This is a genomic window from Mesorhizobium sp. B3-1-7 (assembly GCF_006439385.1).
Classification (GTDB): domain Bacteria; phylum Pseudomonadota; class Alphaproteobacteria; order Rhizobiales; family Rhizobiaceae; genus Mesorhizobium.
Genome location: NZ_VFTL01000049.1, coordinates 1 through 20,003, shown reverse-complemented (window position 1 = coordinate 20,003; position 20,003 = coordinate 1). Strand labels below are relative to the sequence as shown.

The 20,003-nt window shown below is 64.7% G+C and carries 22 protein-coding genes; 10 read left to right on the top strand and 12 right to left on the bottom strand.

The genetic code is table 11. The annotated features are described in order from the left end of the window. The first annotated feature begins 1 nt into the window (after position 1). Positions 2–1,129, top strand: coding sequence for a serine hydrolase domain-containing protein (locus FJ417_RS29860; protein ID WP_140785921.1), 1,128 nt, complete (start codon positions 2–4; stop codon positions 1,127–1,129). Positions 1,130–1,166: 37 nt separating this feature from the next. Here FJ417_RS29860 and FJ417_RS29855 read toward each other — a convergent pair whose 3' ends face one another. The 5 genes from FJ417_RS29855 to FJ417_RS29835 form a co-directional block, all read right to left on the bottom strand. Next, positions 1,167–2,789: an ABC-F family ATP-binding cassette domain-containing protein gene (locus FJ417_RS29855; protein ID WP_140785920.1), complete on the bottom strand. Its 1,623-nt coding sequence runs from the start codon at positions 2,787–2,789 to the stop codon at positions 1,167–1,169. Between the two features lie 110 nt (positions 2,790–2,899). After that, positions 2,900–3,643: a 2OG-Fe(II) oxygenase gene (locus FJ417_RS29850; protein ID WP_140785919.1), complete on the bottom strand. Its 744-nt coding sequence runs from the start codon at positions 3,641–3,643 to the stop codon at positions 2,900–2,902. Positions 3,644–3,770: 127 nt separating this feature from the next. Next, the gene (locus FJ417_RS29845; protein ID WP_140785918.1) at positions 3,771–4,295 is read right to left on the bottom strand and encodes a hypothetical protein; all 525 of its coding nucleotides are present in this window, start codon (positions 4,293–4,295) and stop codon (positions 3,771–3,773) included. A 5-nt stretch (positions 4,296–4,300) separates the two neighbouring features. Then, positions 4,301–4,723, bottom strand: coding sequence for an OsmC family protein (locus FJ417_RS29840; protein ID WP_140785917.1), 423 nt, complete (start codon positions 4,721–4,723; stop codon positions 4,301–4,303). 228 nt (positions 4,724–4,951) lie between these two features. Further along, positions 4,952–6,502: an acid phosphatase gene (locus tag FJ417_RS29835; RefSeq protein ID WP_140785916.1), complete on the bottom strand. Its 1,551-nt coding sequence runs from the start codon at positions 6,500–6,502 to the stop codon at positions 4,952–4,954. A gap of 205 nt (positions 6,503–6,707) precedes the next feature. Here FJ417_RS29835 and FJ417_RS29830 point away from each other — a divergent pair, with 205 nt between their 5' ends. Continuing rightward, positions 6,708–7,973, top strand: coding sequence for a cytochrome c peroxidase (locus tag FJ417_RS29830; protein WP_140785915.1), 1,266 nt, complete (start codon positions 6,708–6,710; stop codon positions 7,971–7,973). Between the two features lie 155 nt (positions 7,974–8,128). Beyond that, entirely contained in the window at positions 8,129–8,380 is a 252-nt protein-coding gene (locus FJ417_RS29825; protein ID WP_140785914.1) for a hypothetical protein, read from the top strand. 51 nt (positions 8,381–8,431) lie between these two features. Here the strand turns inward: FJ417_RS29825 and FJ417_RS29820 are convergent, their stop codons facing one another. Next, positions 8,432–9,019, bottom strand: coding sequence for a dihydrofolate reductase family protein (locus FJ417_RS29820; RefSeq protein WP_140785913.1), 588 nt, complete (start codon positions 9,017–9,019; stop codon positions 8,432–8,434). Between the two features lie 46 nt (positions 9,020–9,065). Further along, a complete protein-coding gene (locus FJ417_RS29815) occupies positions 9,066–9,920 on the bottom strand; it encodes an NmrA family NAD(P)-binding protein (protein ID WP_140785912.1) in 855 nt (284 codons plus the stop codon). 101 nt (positions 9,921–10,021) lie between these two features. Here FJ417_RS29815 and FJ417_RS29810 point away from each other — a divergent pair, with 101 nt between their 5' ends. Next, complete coding sequence (locus tag FJ417_RS29810; RefSeq protein ID WP_140644987.1) at positions 10,022–10,438, top strand: helix-turn-helix domain-containing protein; 417 nt, start codon at positions 10,022–10,024, stop codon at positions 10,436–10,438. Positions 10,439–10,553: 115 nt separating this feature from the next. Here FJ417_RS29810 and FJ417_RS29805 read toward each other — a convergent pair whose 3' ends face one another. From FJ417_RS29805 to FJ417_RS29800, 3 genes are all read right to left on the bottom strand, one after another. Next, complete coding sequence (locus FJ417_RS29805) at positions 10,554–10,769, bottom strand: hypothetical protein (protein ID WP_140651930.1); 216 nt, start codon at positions 10,767–10,769, stop codon at positions 10,554–10,556. 524 nt (positions 10,770–11,293) lie between these two features. Further along, positions 11,294–11,440 (bottom strand): hypothetical protein, encoded by a 147-nt coding sequence (locus tag FJ417_RS33300; protein ID WP_181175240.1) that lies wholly within the window; start codon positions 11,438–11,440, stop codon positions 11,294–11,296. Between the two features lie 100 nt (positions 11,441–11,540). Next, entirely contained in the window at positions 11,541–11,774 is a 234-nt protein-coding gene (locus tag FJ417_RS29800; protein WP_095767121.1) for a hypothetical protein, read from the bottom strand. Positions 11,775–11,962: 188 nt separating this feature from the next. Between FJ417_RS29800 and FJ417_RS33295 the strand changes: the two genes are divergently transcribed. Next, entirely contained in the window at positions 11,963–12,124 is a 162-nt protein-coding gene (locus tag FJ417_RS33295) for a hypothetical protein (protein ID WP_181167121.1), read from the top strand. A gap of 145 nt (positions 12,125–12,269) precedes the next feature. On the opposite strand, the gene FJ417_RS29795 is transcribed toward FJ417_RS33295, so the two are convergent. Further along, on the bottom strand, positions 12,270–12,872 hold the full coding sequence (locus tag FJ417_RS29795; protein ID WP_348639957.1) for a phosphatase PAP2 family protein: 603 nt from the start codon (positions 12,870–12,872) through the stop codon (positions 12,270–12,272). On the opposite strand from FJ417_RS29795, the gene FJ417_RS29790 reads away from it, so the two are divergent. From FJ417_RS29790 to FJ417_RS29780, 3 genes are all read left to right on the top strand, one after another. Continuing rightward, complete coding sequence (locus FJ417_RS29790) at positions 12,852–13,334, top strand: DUF2127 domain-containing protein (protein WP_140785910.1); 483 nt, start codon at positions 12,852–12,854, stop codon at positions 13,332–13,334. The two genes, FJ417_RS29795 and FJ417_RS29790, sit on opposite strands and share 21 nt — an antisense overlap. Positions 13,335–13,936: 602 nt before the next feature. Next, the gene (locus FJ417_RS29785; RefSeq protein ID WP_348639956.1) at positions 13,937–15,460 is read left to right on the top strand and encodes a tlde1 domain-containing protein; all 1,524 of its coding nucleotides are present in this window, start codon (positions 13,937–13,939) and stop codon (positions 15,458–15,460) included. Positions 15,461–15,703: 243 nt separating this feature from the next. Beyond that, the gene (locus FJ417_RS29780) at positions 15,704–16,951 is read left to right on the top strand and encodes a glycosyltransferase (protein WP_140785908.1); all 1,248 of its coding nucleotides are present in this window, start codon (positions 15,704–15,706) and stop codon (positions 16,949–16,951) included. 2 nt (positions 16,952–16,953) lie between these two features. On the opposite strand, the gene FJ417_RS29775 is transcribed toward FJ417_RS29780, so the two are convergent. Continuing rightward, the gene (locus FJ417_RS29775; protein ID WP_246687592.1) at positions 16,954–17,715 is read right to left on the bottom strand and encodes a DUF4239 domain-containing protein; all 762 of its coding nucleotides are present in this window, start codon (positions 17,713–17,715) and stop codon (positions 16,954–16,956) included. Positions 17,716–17,928: 213 nt separating this feature from the next. Here FJ417_RS29775 and FJ417_RS29770 point away from each other — a divergent pair, with 213 nt between their 5' ends. Beyond that, on the top strand, positions 17,929–18,714 hold the full coding sequence (locus FJ417_RS29770; protein ID WP_140785906.1) for a ThuA domain-containing protein: 786 nt from the start codon (positions 17,929–17,931) through the stop codon (positions 18,712–18,714). A gap of 102 nt (positions 18,715–18,816) precedes the next feature. Next, positions 18,817–19,875: a Gfo/Idh/MocA family oxidoreductase gene (locus tag FJ417_RS29765; protein ID WP_140785905.1), complete on the top strand. Its 1,059-nt coding sequence runs from the start codon at positions 18,817–18,819 to the stop codon at positions 19,873–19,875. Positions 19,876–20,003: the final 128 nt, after the last annotated feature.

The window sequence follows — 20,003 nt, the reverse complement described above, 5'->3', positions numbered from 1 at the left end:
CATGACCATAGACGGCGTCTGCGATCCGCGTTTTGCCGGAGTGCGCGATGCGTTCGCCTGGTGTTTCGCTCAAGGCCTCGAGCATGGCGGCGGCGTCTCGGTCGTGGTCCACGGCAGGACTGTCGTCGATCTCTGGGGCGGCCATGCGGATGCCGCGCGCACCCGCCCGTGGCGGCGTGACACTCTGGTCAACGTCTGGTCTTCGACCAAGGGCGTCGTGGCGCTGGCGATCGCGATGCTGGTGGAGCGCGGCAAGCTGGATTATGCCGCACCGGTGGCGCGCTATTGGCCGGAATTCGCGGACGGCGGCAAGGAACTCATCACGCTCGACCAGGTGATGTCGCACCAGTCAGGGCTGAACGGTCTTGCCGTGCCGATGGATGAGGCTGGCCTGCTCGCCTGGGCGCCCTATGCCGACGCGCTTGCCGCCATGTCGCCGCTATGGGAGCCCGGCAGCCGCTGTGTCTACCATGCCCTGACCTACGGCCATCTTGCCGGCGAGGTGCTGCGGCGCGTCGACGGGCGCAGCATCGGCCGCTTCATCGCGGAAGAGATCGCAGTCCCGCTTGGGGCCGATTTCCATGTCGGCCTGTCGCAAGCCCAGGATTCCCGTGCCGCCGAGATGATCGAGGGCTCGAAGACGTCCGATTGGGTCGACTTCGTGCGCGCCTCTCCCTTTCCCCACGCATGCGACAACCCAACGCCCCGCGCATTGGCGCCCAACGACCGCGCCTGGCGCGCCGCCGAGGTGCCGGGCGGCAACGGCCAGTCCACCGCGCACGCGCTGGCGCGTATCTACGGCATGATGGCGGCGGGCGGGAGCTTTGAGGGCAAGCCCCTGATCGGCCGCGCGGCGATCGAAGAAGCCGCACGGCCGCGCTTTCGCGGCATGGACGACAGCTTCGCGCTGCCGGCTGCCTTCGCCGCCGGCTATCAAATCGAGGATCCTGTCTATGCCGACCGCGCATCGCCGCAGACATTCGGCCATACCGGCTGGGGCGGCGCCATCGGCTTTGCCGACCCAGGCGCCGGCGTTGGGTTCGGCTATGTCACCAACCGCATGGTGGGTTTCGACGATGTGGACCCGCGCCGCAAGGCCCTGATCGACGCCGTCTACGACGCGCTCTGACGCCAGATGAGGCGCTGTCGGCCGAGGGCCGGCCTGCCTACCCTCTCAGCCCCGGCGCTTCCTGGCCGGTGCGGGCGACATATTCGGTATAGCCGCCGCCATAGGTGTGGATGCCGTCTGGCGTCAGTTCCAGCACGCGGTTGGAGAGTGCCGCCAGGAAATGGCGGTCGTGCGAGACGAAGAGCATGGTGCCTTCATATTGCGCCAGCGCCTCGATCAGCATCTGCTTGGTAGTGATGTCGAGGTGGTTGGTCGGCTCGTCGAGCACCAGTAGGTTGGGCGGGTCGAACAGCATCAGCGCCATCACCAGCCGCGCCTTCTCGCCGCCCGACAGCACGCGGCACTTCTTCTCGATCTCGTCGCCGGAGAAGCCGAAGCAGCCGGCAAGCGCGCGCAGCGGCGCCTGACCGGCCTGCGGAAACGAGTCCTCCAGCGTCTGGAAGACGGTGCGCTCGCCATCGAGCAGCTCCATGGCATGCTGGGCGAAATAGCCCATCTTGACGCTCGGGCCGCGCGCGACGGAGCCCTCGTCCGGCTCGGAGGCGCCGGCGACCAGCTTCAGAAGCGTCGACTTGCCGGCGCCGTTGACGCCCATCACGCACCAGCGCTCGCGGCGGCGGATCTGGAAGTCGAGGCCCGAATAGATGTTGCGGCTGCCATAGGCCTTGTGGATGCCCTTCAGCGTCGCCACGTCCTCGCCGCAGCGCGGCGCCGGCTGGAACTCGAAGGCCACCGTCTGGCGGCGCTTCGGCGGTTCGACGCGGTCGATCTTGTCGAGCTTCTTCACCCGGCTCTGCACCTGGGCGGCATGGGAAGCGCGCGCCTTGAACCGCTCGATGAAGGCGATCTCCTTGGCCAGCATCGCCTGCTGGCGCTCGAACTGCGCTTGCAACTGCTTGTCGGCCAGCGCGCGCTGCTCCTGGTAGAATTCGTAATTGCCGGAATAGGAGGTCAGCGCGCCGGCGTCGATCTCGATGATCTTGTTGACGATGCGGTTCATGAACTCGCGGTCGTGCGAGGTCATGAGCAGCGCGCCGTCGTAATCCTTGAGGAATTTCTCCAGCCAGATCAGGCTTTCGAGGTCGAGATGGTTCGACGGCTCGTCGAGCAGCATGACGTCGGGCCGCATCACGAGGATACGGGCAAGCGCGACGCGCATCTTCCAGCCCCCGGAGAGTTTCGAAACGTCGCCGTCCATCATCTCCTGGCTGAAGCCGAGGCCGTCGAGCACCTCGCGGGCGCGACCGTCCAGCGCATAGCCGTCGAGTTCCTCGAAGCGGTGCTGCAGTTCGCCGTAGTGCTCGATGATCTGGTCCATCTCGTCGGCGCGGTCGGGATCGCCCATGGCATGCTCGAGCTCGCGCATCTCGGCGGCCACCGCGCTGACCGGCCCTGCGCCCTCCATGACCTCTGCCACGGCGCTCAAACCGCCCATGTCGCCGACATCCTGGCTGAAATAGCCGATGGTGACGCCGCGATCGACCGAGACCTGGCCCTCGTCCGGCTGCTCCTGGCCGATGATCATGCGGAACAACGTCGTCTTGCCGGCGCCGTTCGGGCCGACCAGTCCGACCTTCTCGCCCTTCTGCAAGGCGGCCGAGGCTTCGATGAAGACGATCTGTCGGCCGTTCTGCTTGCCGATATTTTCAAGACGGATCATGGGCTCGTAGGGAGTAGGGAGTAGGGAGTAGGGAGTAGGGCCAATAATCGAATGCGCGGGATAAAGGAACCCCTCATCGCTTGTCGGCCTCGACGTAACCTACTGCCTACTCATCTCGCGTCGTGGAAGATGATCCCGACCGTATGCCGCCGCCCCGACCGCAAGCGGCTCACGCCATGGCGCAGGTTGACGCGATAGTACCCCTTCGTGCCTTGCACCGGCCGGTTGTGAACCGCAAAGATCACCGCATCGCCGCGCTTCAACGGCACCACCTCGGCGCGGCTTTGCATGCGCGGGCGCTGCTCGGTGAGCACGAATTCGCCGCCGGTGAAATCCTCACCCGGCTCGGACAACAGGACCGCCACCTGCAGCGGAAAGGCGAGTGCGCCGTAAAGATCCTGATGCAGGCAGTTGAAGTCGCCGGGGCCGTATTGCAGCAGAAGCGGCGTCGGCCTCACCTGGCCTTCGTCGTGGCAGCGCTTCAGGAAGGCGGCGTGTTCGGCCGGATAACGCAGCGCCACGCCCATCTTCTCGTTCCAGTCATTGGCGACCGTGGCGAGGCGCGGATAGAGCGCGGTGCGCAGGCCCTCGATCAGGTCCGGCAGCGGATATTTGAAGTAGCGATATTCGCCCTTGCCGAAGCCGTGACGCGCCATCACCACATGGCTGCGGAAATGCTCTTCATGCGGATAGAGCGCAGCGAGGTCGGCGCATTCCTCGGGCGCGAGCAGGTCCGGCATGACGGCGCAGCCATTGACGTTGAGCTCGGTGACCAGGACGCGCCAATCCTGCGCGGCGACGCGGGCTTCGGTTGAGCGGCTGGCGCGTTTGGTGTTCAGGGAATGGATGGTCATGGGTTGGCTCCATCGCTTGCTTACCCGAAGATGGGGCGAGCGACGGGGCCAAACCACCCGATTCATGGCAAAGTGGCGAGGCGCTCGAGCTGCCAATCTCCGTCCTTGCGGGGGGAGATCAGCAGCTTCACTGCTGGCGATACGTCTCCAGCTCCGGATCGAGATCCACCTTGACCGCATTGGCGAACACGCAGGTTGCCACCATGATGCCGGCGAAGGCGGTGAGGTTGATGAGCAGCGTCTCGTCGTAGCGCGCCTTGAGCGCGGCCCAGGTCTCGTCCGGAACGGCATTGGCGTCCGCTGCGACCGCCTTGCCGAAACCGATCAGCAGCGCCTCGTCGGTCGACGGCTCGATCGCCTCGGGATCGAGGCCGCTATCGATCAGCGCGCGGCGGAAGAAAGTAACCGGGATTTCTGCCCGCATCGCCTCGGCGATCGTCTTCGAGAACAGCCAGATGGCGCGGTCATCGAGCGTGGGGCGCAAGAGGTCGCGCAGCGTGAACCATTCGGCGTAGATGCGATGCGCGGCCGGCGAGTGGAGCAGGATGCGCTTCATGTTGGTCATGCGGCCGCGCAGGGCGAGCTCGCGGTCGTGCTCGGCGCGGATCTCGACGGAAGCGGTCGCGTAGTCGATCGGCGAAAGATGCGCCATCGGTCTCACCCGAGCGTCGCGTGAAGTGCCGGCGCGCCGCGCAGCGTGTTTGAGACGGTGCAGATATCCTCGGCATCCGCCAGGATCCGCTCTTTCGTCGCGGCATCGAGGTCTCCGGCGATCGTCAGGCGAATATTGAAGGTTTCCAGCCGCGACGGCTCGTCCTTCGCCTTGTCGCCGGTCACATCCGCCCTCACCTCGCCCAGCCGGTCGGCGACCCCTAGGCGGGTGGCGGCGATGCGGGCGCTGAGCACCATGCAGGCGGCTAAAGAGGCATAGAGCAGATCGAGCGGGCTGAAGCCCTGGGCGCTCACCTGCGTGACCACATCGACGGTGCCGCCGGTCGGTGTCGTGACCAGCGGCAGGCCGACCGGTGGCAGGACGGCGAGCGCGCCGGCGTTTCGGGTTCTGACTTTCAGGTCTGCCATCGCGTGGTCTCCAATTCGGAGACATTGATAGCGGACGTGAATTCACTGAGGCAATCGCCGAGGCAGGCCGTGGGCGATTGGCGTTTCCTCGCCCTCATGAAATGGGGGAGAGGTGGCTCGGCGAAGCCGAGACTGAGAGGGGAGCGCCCTACGAAGGCCCCCTCTCCGTCCGCTTCGCGGACACCTCTCCCCCGCCTCTTGGCGGGGAGAGGAACCAGTTCTGAAACGCTACTTCGTCAGGTCGAGCGCCGCCGTCAGATCCCCCATCGGCGGCTGGTCGTTGTTGCGCAGCGCCTTGTCGCGGGCGATGAGGCCCGGCAGCACCGGCAGGTCGTAGCGGGCGGTGATGAAACGCAGGATCGAGGTCGTGTCGTATTGGGTGTGGTCGACCGTGCCCATCTTCGCATAGGGCGAGATGATGAAGGCCGGGATGCGGTTGCCCGGGCCCCAGCGGTCGGCCTTGGGCGGCGCGACGTGATCCCAGAAGCCGCCATTCTCGTCATAGGTGATGACGACCAGCATATGGGCCCATTGCGGGCTCTTCTCCAGATGCGAAACGAGGTCGGCCAAGTGCTGGTCGCCCGAGGTCACATCGGCATAGCCGGCATGTTCGTTGAGGTTGCCCTGCGGCTTATAGAAGGTGACGGACGGCAGCTTGCCGTCGTCGATCGCCTTGATGAACTCCACGCCGTCAAGGCCGCCATCCTTGAGGTGCTCGGCCCGCGCGGTCGTGCCCGGGGCATAGGCCGCGAAATAGTTGAAGGGCTGGTGGTGGAACTGGAAGTTCGGCACAGGCGTCGCGTTCTTGCCGTCGAGCGCCGCCTGCCAGGCGCCCGCATACCAGGCCCAGGAAATGCCCTTGAGCGAGAGCAGATCGCCGATGGTGATCTCGTGCTGCGGCGGGAGCGTGGTCGGCTGCGCCGGATCGGCGAGCGTCTTGTCGCCGCCCTCGGCCGGCTTGTTGGCGCTCGGCTGGTAAGGCGGCTGCATGGTGTTGACGGCGTAGAAGTCGGGCGTGATGGCGCCGTCATTGGCGAATTTCGGCACGCCGCCCAGCGCCGAGGCGGGCGAGTTGTCGGCCGGCTTCAGCGTCACGCCATCCGGCTCGACAACGGCGATCTGGCCCTTCACCGGGCTGGTGTCGGCATTGGGATAGTGGGGCGCGCAGGCGCAGGCGAGCATGAAGTGGTTGAGGAAGGAGCCGCCGAAGGCGCCCTGGAAGAAATTGTCCGCCAGCACGTATTTTTTGGCGATCGCCCACATTGGCAGGTTGGAGCCGTCATAGTGGCCCATGACCAGCGAGCCGGAATCGGCCCAGGCGACGAATTTGTCGTTCCGGCCGCCGTCGATCTGCATCTGCTCCTGGTAGAAGCGGTGCCAGAGGTCGTGCGTGACGACGTTGGTGCCCTCGTTGAAGCCCTTGGGATCGTCGATGGCGAAGGTGGCGTTGGCCAGATGCGCGCTCTGCGCCTCCGTCACCGCCGGCGTGACGCCCTTGCCGGTCAAGCCGCCCCAGGCCGGCGGCAGTTCGGAAAGCGGCTTGCCGTCGCGGTCGAGCTGACGCGCCTGGTCGGGCGAAACGTTGGCCAGGCCGTTGGCGCCGGGGAAGCCGCCGTAGAGGTTATCGAAGCTGCGGTTCTCGGCGTAGATGACGACGACGGTGTCGATCTTGTCGTAGCCGGGAGGAGCCGCGTGGGCAGCAGCGGAGAACGATGCCAGCGCCGTGGAGGCAAGGCAAAGCGAGAGGAAGGACCGGGGGGAGAGAAAGAATCGGGTCATCGGGAAATGCCTCGTGGCTTAGGAATGGCTGGAGGACGGCAATGCAGGAACGCAACTGCATCAATGCCGAGCTACTTCGGAGCCTTGTCACCCATGTGACATTTCCGCAGTGTCCGAACACGGTTTCGTGAGCGAGAAAGCCGGTCATCAATCCGTTGCACTCGATCCTTACGTCGCGAACGAAATCGGGCGAAGGAAATCAGGGATGTCGCCGCAGACGATGGGACGGAAAAATCACGCGATCACCCTTCTGGCGGCCTCGATCGTCGGCTTGACCGCGCCTGCGAGCACCGCGGAGCGGTCCGGTGTCCACCCCGGCCCGATGTCGCGCCAGGAAGCCTTCGCCCGCGCCGACGCGCTGACGGCGCTCGGGCGGCAGATGTTCCTTGACCCTTCGCTCTCCGCCTCGGGCAAGCAGGCCTGCTCGTCCTGCCACGATCCCAACCACGCCTTCGGGCCGGCCTCGGCGGCACCCATCGAGATGGGCGGAGCCAAGCTCGACCAGCCCGGCGTTCGCGCCGTGCCGTCGCTGCGCTACCTGCAGGCGGCGCCTGCCTTCACCGAGCATTTCTACGACTCCGAGGACGAAGGCGACGAGAGCGTCGACAATGGCCCGACCGGCGGCCTGACCTGGGACGGCCGCGCCGACCACGGCAAGGACCAGGCGAGGATCCCGCTGCTGTCGCCCTTCGAGATGGGCAACAAGGACGAGGCCGAGGTGGTCGCGGCGCTGCGCAAGGCGCCCTATGCCGGCGCCTTCGAGGCGGCGTTCGGCGCCGATGTGTTTGAGCACCCGCAGGATGCCTTCGACGCCGCGGTCGAAGCGCTCGGCACATTCGAGCAGAGCAGCGCCGATTTCTATCCCTATTCCAGCCGCTACGATGCTTTCCTCGCCGGCAAGGCGCAGCTCTCGGCGCAGGAATTGCGCGGCCGCATGCTGTTCGAGGACGAAGCGAAGGGCAATTGCGCGAGCTGCCATCTCAGCGAGCCCGCCAATGACGGCGAGCCGCCGCAGTTCACCGACTACGGCCTGATCGCGATCGCCGTGCCGCGCAATCCGGCGATCCCCGCCAACGCCGATCCCAATTATGTCGACCTCGGCCTGTGCGGACCGCTGCGCACCGATTTCAAAGGCCGCGCCGAATATTGCGGCCTGTTCAAGACGCCGACCCTGCGCAACGTGGCCTTGCGAAAGAGCTTCTTCCACAACGGCTATTTCCACTCGCTGCGCGAGGCGGTCGCCTTCTACGCCAGCCGCGATACGGATCCCGGGCGCTGGTATCCGAAGAAGACGGACGGCACGGTCGACAAATTCGACGACCTGCCAAAGGCTTACTGGCCGAACCTCAACACCGACCCACCCTTCAACGGCAAAAAGCCGGGCGACAAGCCGGCGCTAAACGACGCCGAGATCGACGACATCGTCGCTTTCCTCGGCACGCTGACCGACGCCGACCAGGCTGGTCAATAGGGCGACCGGGCAGCCAAGGAGACTGGTGGAACACACGGCCTGCTTGCAGCCGGAGCCGAGCTATCCACCGCAAAAGTGTGCCAATGTGAGCCACGTCATAGGAACGCCAAGTCGCGCCTGCTATATTGCCCACCTCTTCACAGATGGAGTCTGCGATGAGGTTCGTCGCGGTGCAGGAGCCGCCCGGCGGCAGTTGGGCGGTGTTCGATGCGGGCAATGGCGCGCCGGCCGAATATGCCGGCCGGGTGCTTATCGGCCTGACATCGCGCGAGGCCCGCTGGTTCGTCGCCGCGGGCAACGACCAGGCGGCCTGGCCACGGAGCGGCCGGCCAGGCGCGCACCTGCGGTTGGTCAGCGGAGGCGGCTCGCAGCCGATGCGCGAAAGGCACGGCCAAACAGGCGGTTGAGAAGACGCACTGACGGATTGATTCAAGCCGGCGCGACCTCGGTGTCGCTCCTCATTGTGCCGGCCCGTAGCGGCTCACCACCATGCCGCTGGCATAGGGCTTCGAGCCGAGGAGCTTCAGCTTGGCAAAACCACCCTTCTCGAAGATGCGGCGGCCGCTGCCCAGAACCGCCGGATTGATGAAGAGCTGGAACTCGTCGACCAGGCCGGCGGCGATCAGCGCGGCGGCAAAGCCCGCGCCGCCGAACACGGCGATGTTGCCGCCCGCGCCTTGCTTCAGCGCATCGACCTCGCGCGGCAGGTCGCCACTGACGACGCGGGTGCGTTCCCAGCGCGAAGCCTCGAGCTTGTCGCTCGCCACGATCTTCTCAGCCTCGACGATGCGTCGCGCGAAGGCATAGAAGCGATCCTTCGGGTATTTTCTCGCCGCGTTGCCCCAATGGGTCAGATACCCCTCCTCGGCCATCTTGCGGCTCAACAGGATGGTGTCGATTGTTTGGAAGACAGCGTTGAAATCCTGCTTGAGTTCTTCGTCCCAGGCATTGTCATCGCCCCATTCCCAGAGCTGCCAGCGATGCCCCTCGTCCGCGCCGACAAAGCCGTCGACCGACATCTGCATCTGAAGGATGAGCTTTTTCATTTTGGGTCTCCTCGCTAGGAATTTCTGCCGTGAAGGTTCAGGCGGCTCAGCGCGAACGGGCGAAAGCCTGCGCCCAGTCTTCGAAGGTGGTCGGCGTGGCGTTTTCGGCCGAGGGTGCCTCCAGCGCCCAGCGCTCGCCTCTGTTGAAGCTTGCCGCCGTTTCGCCTAGCGCATCGGCAAAACTCGCCGATATGCCGTTGGCGACCATGCCGGCCCGCGCTTCGGCGAACGGCGCTTCATGATAGGTGACATCCTTGCCGATCGCCCGGCCTAGGATGGTGGTGGCCTGTTCGAGCGTGTAGGAACCGCCGCCGTGCAATTCGACGACGCGCTGGGCCAGAAAATGTTCGGCGCTCAACAGGGCGGCGGCGCGCTCGCCAACGTCCTTGGCGGCAATCAACGGCATCGGCACGTCGCCGCGGAAGGGCGAGGCGAAGACGCCGGACGCCGCCTGCTCGACGAAGCCCATGCCCTTGACGAAATTCTCCATGAAGAAGGAGGCGCGCAGATAGACGAGCTCCTCCAGGCCTAGTGCGGCAAGCCGCTCTTCCATCAGAGCGGCGCCAAGCGAGGTACCCATTCTGAGATGGGCATTGAGGCCGCTGAGCAGCACGACGCGGCGCAGGCCGGCCTTGGCGATGGATGATGCCAGCCGTGCGCCGACTTGGTCCTCGAACCTGTGCAGATCGGGCGTGGTGACATCGAAGGGGATTATCACATAGGCGCCGTCGGCGCCCGAGAAGGCGGCGTCGAGCGCCGCCTGGTCGTCAAGCGCAACGCCGAGGCTGCGGGCGACGCCGCGTACCGTATGCCCTGCCCTGGTCAGCTTTGCCAAGACCTCGGCGCCGACCTCGCTGGTTGCACCGACGACCACCACCGTGCGGTTCGCTTGCTGGTTCATGACGCTCCTCCTCTTTGCTCAAATGATTTACTTTCGGAACCATTTGACGCAACGCGAGAACGATGTCAATAGTAAAGTGATTTAAAAATGGAACCATACCGATGTCGACCAAGGGAAGATCCGGCTGCCCGATCAACCTGTCGCTCGAGCTGCTCGGCGACCGCTGGACGCTGCTCATCATCCGCGACCTGATCTTCGCCGGGAAGAAGCACTTTCGCGAATTCCTGCAATCCGACGAAGGCATCTCGTCGCGCACGCTGGCCGAGCGGCTGCAGACGCTGCAGGACGAAGGCATCCTCACCCGCAGCGACGACCCGAGCCACGGGCTGAAGGCGATCTATCGGCTGACCGATGCCGGCATCGACCTTTTGCCGGTGCTCGCCACGCTCGGCGCCTGGGGCGGCAAATATCGACAGGCAGACGACAAGCTCGCGCAGATAGCGGATGAGTTGGCGGCCGGCGGCCAGCCGGCGCTTGAGCGGATGAAGCAGAAGCTGAGAGCCGAGCATCTGGGGTAGGCGGCGCGACCTGCCTCTGCGCGCTGGCCTGCTCAAGGCCGCAGCTGGGCCAACCGCCGGCGTCTGCTATCCGCGAGCCGTCGATCCTCATTGGACAACAATTCCCCGCGGTCCGTCAGCGAGCCCGCCCACTTCCCAGCGGCCTGACCGGCTCCTCCGCCGGAGGCTCCCCGGGCAGCCCCAATCGCAGCCGCTCCTCTTCGGCAAAGATCTCGGCCTGCGCGTGGACATCGAACACTTGCTGCGTCAGCCTGCCGCCGTCGACGACGCGCACGATCCATTGGTTATTGACGGCTTTTACGCGGACACTGTCTGGCTCGCTTGTTACCATATACAGCTCCTGCTCTTCGCTCGAAGAATTGCCTGTCTCCGACCCAATACGATCTAGCGCGCCTGGAGTTGCCGAAAAGCAGGGGTTATTGATTTTTAATGCAAAGCAGCTCGCCGTTATTCGACCTGTTTGCGAAGCCTCACGAATAAAAACGAGTATGGCGCAGCAATTGCACGTCGCGCAGCGGAATTCGACTTCGCAATGGCGTTCGGTCGGCAGCGGATTTGGAGGGCGTCCGAACGGAACTGCGGATCGCGCAGTCCGTCACTTGGCCGTGCGAGAGTGCGGATCAACTCGCCGCGCGCCGGCGGCCCGGCAGCCTTGGGGGGTGATACTGGGTTCGGCGGCCGGGCCTGACCGGAGTTTGCGAGGCCGCCGGCTGTCGTGAGGATGCGCTTGGGGCCGGCCAAGGACAAGAACGACCTAGGCCCTAGGACCAAAGGGCATAGTCAAGACGGCCGAATTGTCATTGGCCAATTGCGATCGGATTGACCGGAAATAAGGCGCGCCGCAAGCCGGCCGCGTCAAAAACCGAAGAAATGCCGGCCGACGAGATAGCCGAGCGCCGCGACGACCAGCGGAAACACCGCCGGCGCGGCCTTGCTGAACAGCGAGGTGTTTATCTCCTTGGCAGGAGCACTGGGTTTGGCATTGCCGAGGTTTTTGGTCATGGGATCTAATTACCGGTTGGGGCTAGCTGCCGGCTGAACCATTAAATTAGCAGTTGCTTATTAAGTTTCCGGCAAGCCCGACGCTACAATTCGCAGCAATTTATTCCGATTGCTGCGTACGCTCGGCAAGCGCGAAGGCCTGAAGGTTACGCGACTTGCCGGGATCCTGGTCGGCGTTGGCGATAATGGCGTGGAAGGCCGCGCGGGCAATATCCCTCTTCTTGGCGTCCGGGTGCAGTTTTCGCACCGCCTTGAGCAGGTCTTTCGGTTTCATATCGGGGGTGACAACGCGCATCAGCGTATCGCCTATGGCCTGCAATTCGCTGGCATCCATAATGATGAACCCTGCTTTAGCGCATCCAGCTTGGCATATAGCGGTGAGAGCGCGTCATTTTTGTGATGCCCCTCGCGGACTCGGAGCCGCCTCTGCAAGAATTTCGTGGCGAAGCGTCAGCCTTGACGCCGGCGAAGGCGCGGGAACCCTGGCGTTGTCGCCGAGTTTAGATCCCGAGACGAATTGCCATGGAAGACAAACCGCCAGCCGAAAACCCGGGAAGGACCCTCGTCACGGTGCTGGCAATCTGCGTTCTCATCTTCGCCCTGTTTTTTATCGGCTTCAAATATTCGGGGCCTGACCAGGGAGCGCTGATCGTGCCGGGCGCAGTACAGCAAGGCAGCAAGTGAATGACTGGCGAGCACCAAGCCCGACAAAGCTGGGGCGAGCGCTTGGCAATCCTCGAGGAGTTCGCGCGGTTGAGACGCCAGGCGTCATTTTTGTGATGCGCCGTCCCATCATCCCGCTCCGCAGTCGGGCGCCTTGGCGGCGCGTTCAGAGGATCCTTGTGGCGAAGGCGTCGAGCCGTGAATTCTCCCGATAGGTCAGCCGGACCGCCAGCGCTCCTATGGCGGCGGTGGCGACGCCGCCGATCACGTCGCTGAGATAATGCGTTCCGATGAAGATCCTGGACCAGCAGATGACGAACGCAATCACGAACAGCGCCAGCGTACGGCGCGGCAGCGCCTGCATGGCGAAGGCGGCGACGATGGCCATGCTGGCGGTCGCGTGATCGGAGGGGAATGACCAGTCGGCGCTGGGCGCGATCAAAAGATGCGTGACGCCGGCGTCGTACGGCCTGATCCGATGGACGACGAACAGGATCGCCTGGTTGATCGCCAGCCCGATCAGGAAGGAAAGGCCGGCGGACAGGCAGGCATGGCGCACGTGGAGGCGATCGTCCCTGGACCACCATTGCATGGCGACCGCAATCACCATCAGCGGCACGCCGAATTGTGAGATAGCGATCATTGTCCTATCAAGGAGGGGGCTGATGCCGGCAGCCGCGCTGATCCAGTGCGTGAGAGAAGCGTCCATTCCTACCTGATATCCCTGGTCCAAAAGTAAGGTCGATCGTTGAAGCCCGCCGGCGAGCACCGCATTCACCAGTTCTTTGAGATCAGCGTATGGCTAAAAGGTGCCCATGCCTTGATCGAGTGCATCGGCGCCGTCCTGCTTCACCTCGTCACCACCGAAACCATCGCTTCCTGGGTCAACATGTTCACCCAGGAAGAACTGGTCGAGGATCCCAACGACTTCATAGCCACCCATTTGTCACGTATGGCCGCCGAGTTCTCCGTCGCGAGCAAGGAGTTCTATGCCTTCTACCTGCTCAGCCACGGATTGATTAAGCTGCTTCTGGTTATCGGCCTGCTGCGCGGCAAGCTCTGGTCCTACCCGGCCTCGCTGGCGGCGCTCGGCGCCTTCATGGCCTACCAGGTCTATCGCTACTCCTACACGCATTCGCCAGGCCTGCTGGTGCTGACCTTCTTCGATGCCGTGGTGATGGTGCTGATCTGGCATGAGTGGCGAACCGTGCTCCGCCATCGGTCCGCCTGATGAAGCGCCAGTCCAAGGACAAGCGAGGCAGCCGATCAGCCTGGCTGCGCCTTAGGCCGGGGCTGGGATCGTTCCGATGGCAGGCGGTGACTTTTTTGGGGTGATTTTCGCAAAAAACAGCTGGCCGCCAGCCACCCAGAAGCCGCTTCGCCTGGCCCAAAGGTTTCGCGGCTGGCTTGTTCCGCTACTCTGCAAGCTGTCGCATTTTGACCCAAATCCACCTCTAGCCGGCTGAAGACGCTGCGGTTCCAGGCTTCACGGTTTCTTGACAGGGGCCGGAAAAACGGGCAGCAAGTCGGGTGAGGGAGAGCATTTCTACCGTGGCGCAGACCATGGAGAGCTCTTTTTTCGTATGGACCGTCGCCAAATCGGCGATTGGTGGAGGGATTGGTTAACCATCTTTGTCCATCTTTTGAATCAATCGGCAACAGACGCGTGAAGGTGCAGGGGGCACCAGCGAACTGTGATCGTGACGGGTGCCAGGTCCGCAAACCGGCATGCCGATTGAGAGTGGTCGTATGGCGTTTTTGCGTTTGAAAAGCCGGGGTGACGCTCCTGATGGGGGGGTAACTTCGAAAAAGTCTGGTCATCGTTGGGTCGTGGTGCCTGCTGTCGGCGCCGCTCTCGCCCTATGGTCTGTCGCCACCTTGGCGGGGCTCTATTCGGTGAGCACCTCGCTGACCGCAGCTTCCAATGGATTGCCGCAAGGCCTGCTTTCGCCGCGCAACATCGCGCTTGGCGACCAGCGCCGGCTGATCGCCAACGCCTGGGCGCCGCGTCTTTCCGCCAATGGCGGCTACCAGGCGGGCTCGCTCATCGGTGGCTGCGACGCCGGCTGTTTCAGCCTCGCAACAAGCTTCAGACATGACGGCCAAGCTGCTGAAAAACCGAAGAATGAAGGCCACGACGGCAAGATGGCGCGCCTCAGGCTGCCGGCGCCCGACAGCGTCGCGCAGGAGAAGGTGGTGGTGGTGGCTTCGGCCGCCGGAGCCGCCGACCGTTTCGACGGCGTGGTGAAAAAGGCCGCGCTTTCGCCGCAGAAGCTTGCCGAAGCCTTTGCCCGCGCCGAGAACGCGCCGTTCCTGCTTGCCGGCCTGCCCTCGGCCAGCCGCTTCGGGGGCGCTGAGCCGGATGCCCCGGCAGAAGCCCGCTTCGGTTCGCAGCCGGCCCAAATCGCCGGCGCTTCCGAACTGGCGCTGGCGCTTGCCAACGTGGCGCAGGAGGATACGGCGGACGTTCCGACCGCCGTCGCGCTCGAAAACAGCGACGCGCCAAATGTCGCCGACACCCCGGACAACGGCCAGGACGGCGAGTATCAGGTCGCCTCGCTGCCGCCGCAGGACGATTTGCCCGACACCATCGCCGTGCCCGGCCTTCGACCGCGCACCACACTCGATCGCGCTGCCGAGGCGCCCGAACAGAACGCGGCCAAGCCGCAGAAACCAGAGAGCGCGAAGCCGCAGGCGGCCAGGGCCAAGCCGCAGCCGGCCGACACCGCGCAAAGCGCGCCGACGGCGGTCTCGCCCAGGAACGGCGACCAGGCCCTGCCGGGCGTGCCGGGCTCAAAGCCGCTCGTGGCCGACTCCAAGCCCGGCAAGCGCAAGGCGCAGGCGTCCGAGATGCTCGCCTATGCCAAGCCTGACACGCCGGAAAGAGGCGGCCTCGGCAGCGCGTTCCGCAATCTTTTCAACGGTCCCTCCACGGGCAATGGCGTCGCCGTCTACGATATTTCGGCGAGGACCGTCTACATGCCCGACGGCTCGAAGCTGGAGGCGCATTCGGGACTTGGTTCGATGGTCGACCAGCCACGCTTCGTGGACCGCAAGAATGTCGGTCCGACACCGCCCGACACATACAATCTGTCCATCCGTGAATCGCGCTTCCATGGCGTCGAGGCGATCCGGCTGACGCCGGCCAGCGGCAGGAACAAATACGGCCGCAACGGCCTGCTCGCGCATACCTATATGCTGCGCGGCGGCCGCGCCGAGTCCAATGGCTGCGTCGTCTTCAGGGACTACCACCGCTTCCTCGCCGCTTACAAAAAGGGCAAGATCAAGCGTCTTGTCGTCGTCCCGCGGCTCACAAGGTCCCCCACCCAGGTCGCCCAGGAGGGCCGCCAAGGTTAAGCCGAACCGGCCGGCGCGCTGGTCGCCGGCTGTTATCGATCCCCACTTGCTGATCCGAAGGGCTTGGCGCCAAGACGCGCCCAAGTATTTGCCGTCGCTTAAACCATGGCGACGATCGCAACCTCATCGGAGGAAGCGATAACGACCCTTCCCAGATGGTAGATATGGCGCAGCCCGGGCTTGCGGCAAGCCCCCGGCCATGGCGTATCAACGCTGCTCCGAAAAACCATAACGGAGCACGGAATGCGTATCCTGTTATCGACTTACGGCTCGCGCGGCGACGTCGAACCGCTGGCGGCGCTGGGCGCGGCGTTGCAGGCGCACGGCGTCGAGGCCAAAGTGAGCGCGCCGGGCGACGCGGAGTTTGCCGCGCTTCTCGCCCGCGCCGGCGTGACGATGGCCCCGGCCTTCGCGCCGGTGCGCGAATGGGCGAAGGAAATGATCAACCGGTCGCGATCGGCGTCGCCCGAAGGCCGGGCCAGGCTCATTGCCGCCCAGGCGGCCGAGATCGTCGCCAGGCAATATGAGGCGCTTAGCGCAGCCGCCGAAGGCTGCGACGCGGTGGTGGCGTTCGGGCTCTTCCCGTCCTGCGCCGCCGCGCGGCTGGTCGCGGAGCAACACGGCATGCGCTACATGCTCGGCACGTTCTGCCCCGTCTGGCTGCCGTCGCCGCACAACCGGCCGCATGAATATCCAAGCCATCCGCTGCCGCCCGGCGTGACCGACAACCGGCTGCTGTGGGAGATGGACATCCGGACCAAGAACGCGCTCTTCGGCGAAGCGGTCAACGGCCAGCGCGCATCGCTCGGGCTGCTCCCGGTGGAAAATGTCCGGGACTATGTCTACGGCAATCCCGTCCTGCTCGCCTGCGACCCGACGCTTGGGCCATGGCCGGGCTCGGACCTGATCGACGCCGTCCAGACCGGCGCCTTCATCCTGCCGGACGAGCGGCCCCTCCTCGATGGCCTGGAAGCCTTTCTCGATTCAGGCCCGCCACCTGTCTATGTCGGCTTCGGCTCGATATCGGTAGCCAAGGAAGCCGGCAGCACCGCCATCGCGGCAATCCGCGCCAGGGGCCTTCGCGCGGTCATCGCGCGTGGCTGGGCCGAGCTCGGCACCGTCGACGACCGCGACGACTGCTTCGCCGTCGGCGAGGTCAACCAGCAGGTGCTGTTCGGCCGCGTCGCCGCCGTCATCCACCATGGCGGCGCCGGCACGACCGTTGCCGCTGCGCGGGCGGGAGCGCCGCAGGCGATCGTGCCGCAGATCGGCGACCAGCCTTACTGGGCGCGGCGGGTGGCCGAACTGGGCATAGGGGCGGCGAATGACGGTCCGGTGCCGAGCGCGGAGTCGTTGTCGGCGGCGTTGGATGTGGCGCTGGCGCCCGAAACTAGCACGCGTGCTGCGGCAGTGGCCGGCAAGATCCGCGCCGACGGCGCCGAGGTGGCGGCAAGGCTGCTGATTGAATTGGCGGGGCAACCTAGCCGGTGAACTCATTGCGTCGTTAGTTCCGCCAGCGCCCTTTGCAGGGGCGTCGGCGAGACCTGGATCGGGCCTGAGAAGGGACTGTCCATGTCGATGATCAAATAGACCGCCGCCGCCGCCGCCAGCGCTCCGGAAACGAGGCATGTGAAGACGACGGTGCCATTGTGCGGTGCCCGGAAGCCGAAGCTGGCGAAAATAAGCGTCAGCCATGCCACGAGCAGCACGATCAGCGGCGCTGGGATGGCGCCCTCGGATTGCTCGGCCAGTATCCAGCGCTGCTCGATCAGCTTCTGGAGTTGCTGCGTCGCAGCCTGTTGCGCGGCGGTCTGCTTGGCATCCGCGGGCGTCAATCCCGCCAGGATGTCTCCGACCTGATAGAGCAGCAGTTCCGACAGCCTGTTCGGGACGACGGTTGTGTCGCTGTCGGCGGTGGAGGTGTCGACGACGCGCTGGACATAGGCAGCAAGCGACTGCCGGGCGCTGTCCGCCTCCGGTCCGTAATGCCGGAGTGTTCGGTCGAGCAGAATAATCTCGGTGGCGAAGGTGTGTACGTTGCCGTTGATGGACTCAAACGTGTTCTTGGCCGAGTTGATCATCAGACCGAGCATAAGCGAGGACATCACCACGAAAAGGTTCGCGGCAAGCCGCACCACCGCGCTGGTGTCGTCCCTAAGGTGGTGAGCGGGGAAGCGCTCGTGCACCATCAAGCTGACCAGCGAGGCCCCGGCCAGGCAAGCAAAGATCGCTGTCCCTACAAGCACTTCGCCCATGGCTGACATTGTAACCGAGGCGCGGCGCTTGCCAATTGGCTGTGCGAGGGTTGAATTAACGTCGAAGCATAAGGACGTATATCGCTGGCCGGTAAGGCGACTTTCATGCCGGGCTCCATGCACAGCGAGGCGAAGGTCGAAAACCGCTTTCAATACCGGGCGAAGGCGCTATCTATGGCGCGGGGCGGCTCCCAATCACACACGAGGCTATCCATGACAATTCGCGCTGTCGTCTGGGGCGAGAACATCCATGAGCGGACCAATGAGGTGGTCGCCGGCATCTATCCGGAAGGCATGCACGCGACCATCGCCAAGGCGCTGAATGCGGACAAGGCGATCTCCGTCTCGACGGCGACGCTGGAGCAGCCCGAGCACGGCCTGCCGGAATCCCGCCTCGCCGAAACCGACGTGCTCGTCTGGTGGGGCCACAAGGACCATGGCGCGGTGACCGACGAGGTGGTCGAGCGCGTCGCAAAACGTGTCTGGGAAGGCATGGGGCTGATCGTGCTCCATTCCGGCCATTTCTCGAAGATCTTCAAGCGGCTGATGGGCACGCCATGCACGCTGAAATGGCGCGAGGCCGGCGAACGCGAGCGGCTTTGGGTGACGAGCCCCAGCCATCCGATCGCCGACGGCGTCGGCGAATTCTTCGAGCTCGAAAACGAGGAAATGTATGGCGAGCAGTTCGCCGTGCCGGAGCCGCTGGAAACAGTCTTCATCTCCTGGTTCCAGGGCGGCGAGGTGTTCCGCTCGGGCCTGACTTACCGGCGCGGCGCCGGCAATGTCTTCTACTTCCGCCCCGGACACGAAACCTACCCGACCTATCACGATGCGACGGTCCAGAAAGTGCTGCGCAATGCGGTGAAGTGGGCGCACAACCCGCAGGGGTCGAAGCCCGCCATCCTCGATGCGCCGAACGTGCCGGTCGAGAAGGCGCTGGAGCCGATCGAGGAGCGCGGGCCCAAGCTGCACGCGCATGGCGAGGCCGGCTTCCGCTAAAAAAGCACTTCCCTGCTTCGCTTGGGATTGCGCCGATACAGCGCCTGGGTCACATTCGCCCCACATGATTGAATCGAACCAAATCGCTCGGAGGAGCAGAAAATGCGGCTTTTGATACTCGGTACCGGCTGGATGGCGCAGGAACATGCCCGCCGATTCGGCGCCATCGAGGGCGTGGAATTGGCGGCAGCCGTCGATGTCGATGAAAAGCGCGTCGGCGAGTACGCAGACGGCTTCAAGATTCCGAAGCGCTTCACCTCGCTGGAGGCGGCGCTCGACTGGGGCGATTTCGACGCGGTCGCCAATGTCACGCCGGACCGCATCCACCACCCGACCACCCTGGCGCTGGTCGCCGCCTGCAAGCCGGTGCTGTGCGAGAAGCCGCTGGCCGAGAATTTCGCCAGGGCGAGCGAAATGGCCGACGCCGCGGAAGCCGCCGGCATCGTCAATATGGTCAACCTCACCTATCGCAACGTGGCCGCGCTGCAGAAGGCGCGCCGGATGGTGCAGGCCGGCGAGATCGGCACGGTGCGCCATGTCGAGGCCTCCTATCTGCAGAGCTGGCTGGTCTCGAAATTCTGGGGCGACTGGCGCACCGATCCGAAATGGCTGTGGCGACTGTCGCGCGGCCACGGCTCCAACGGCGTGCTCGGCGATGTCGGCATCCACATCCTCGATTTCGCCAGCTATGGCGCGGCGCTCGACATCGACCATGTGTTCTGCCGGCTGCGCGCCTTCGACAAGGCGCCGGACAACCGCATCGGCGAGTACCAGCTCGACGCCAACGACAGTTTCGCCATGACGCTCGATTTCTCCAATGGCGCCTTCGGCGTGGTGCATGCCAGCCGCTGGGCCACCGGCCACATCAACGAACTGCGCCTGCGCATCCATGGCGACAAAGGCGCCATCGAGGTGGTGCACAATCTCGAGGGCTCGGCTCTGAAGGCGTGTGTCGGCAGCAATGTCGAGAACGCCAAATGGGAGGAGCTCGATGCCGGCACGGTGCCGACCAACTACCAGCGCTTCGTCGAGGCGGTGAGGAGCGGCGTGCAGGCCGAACCCACCTTCCGGCACGCGGCAGGCCTGCAGAAGGTGCTCGACCTTGCCGTGGTGTCGGATGAGAAACGGGCGGAGTTGAGGGCGAACGCCGACACGCAGTGAGCCCGAAACTGCTGATCTCCCCCTTGCGGGCAGGGGAATCGCATATGGCGTTTTTGGGGTTGAGTTTAGGCTGAGAAAGGATTCTTTGGAGAGGCAGTTGAGCGAAGGAGCGACTGCCATTTCCTGCC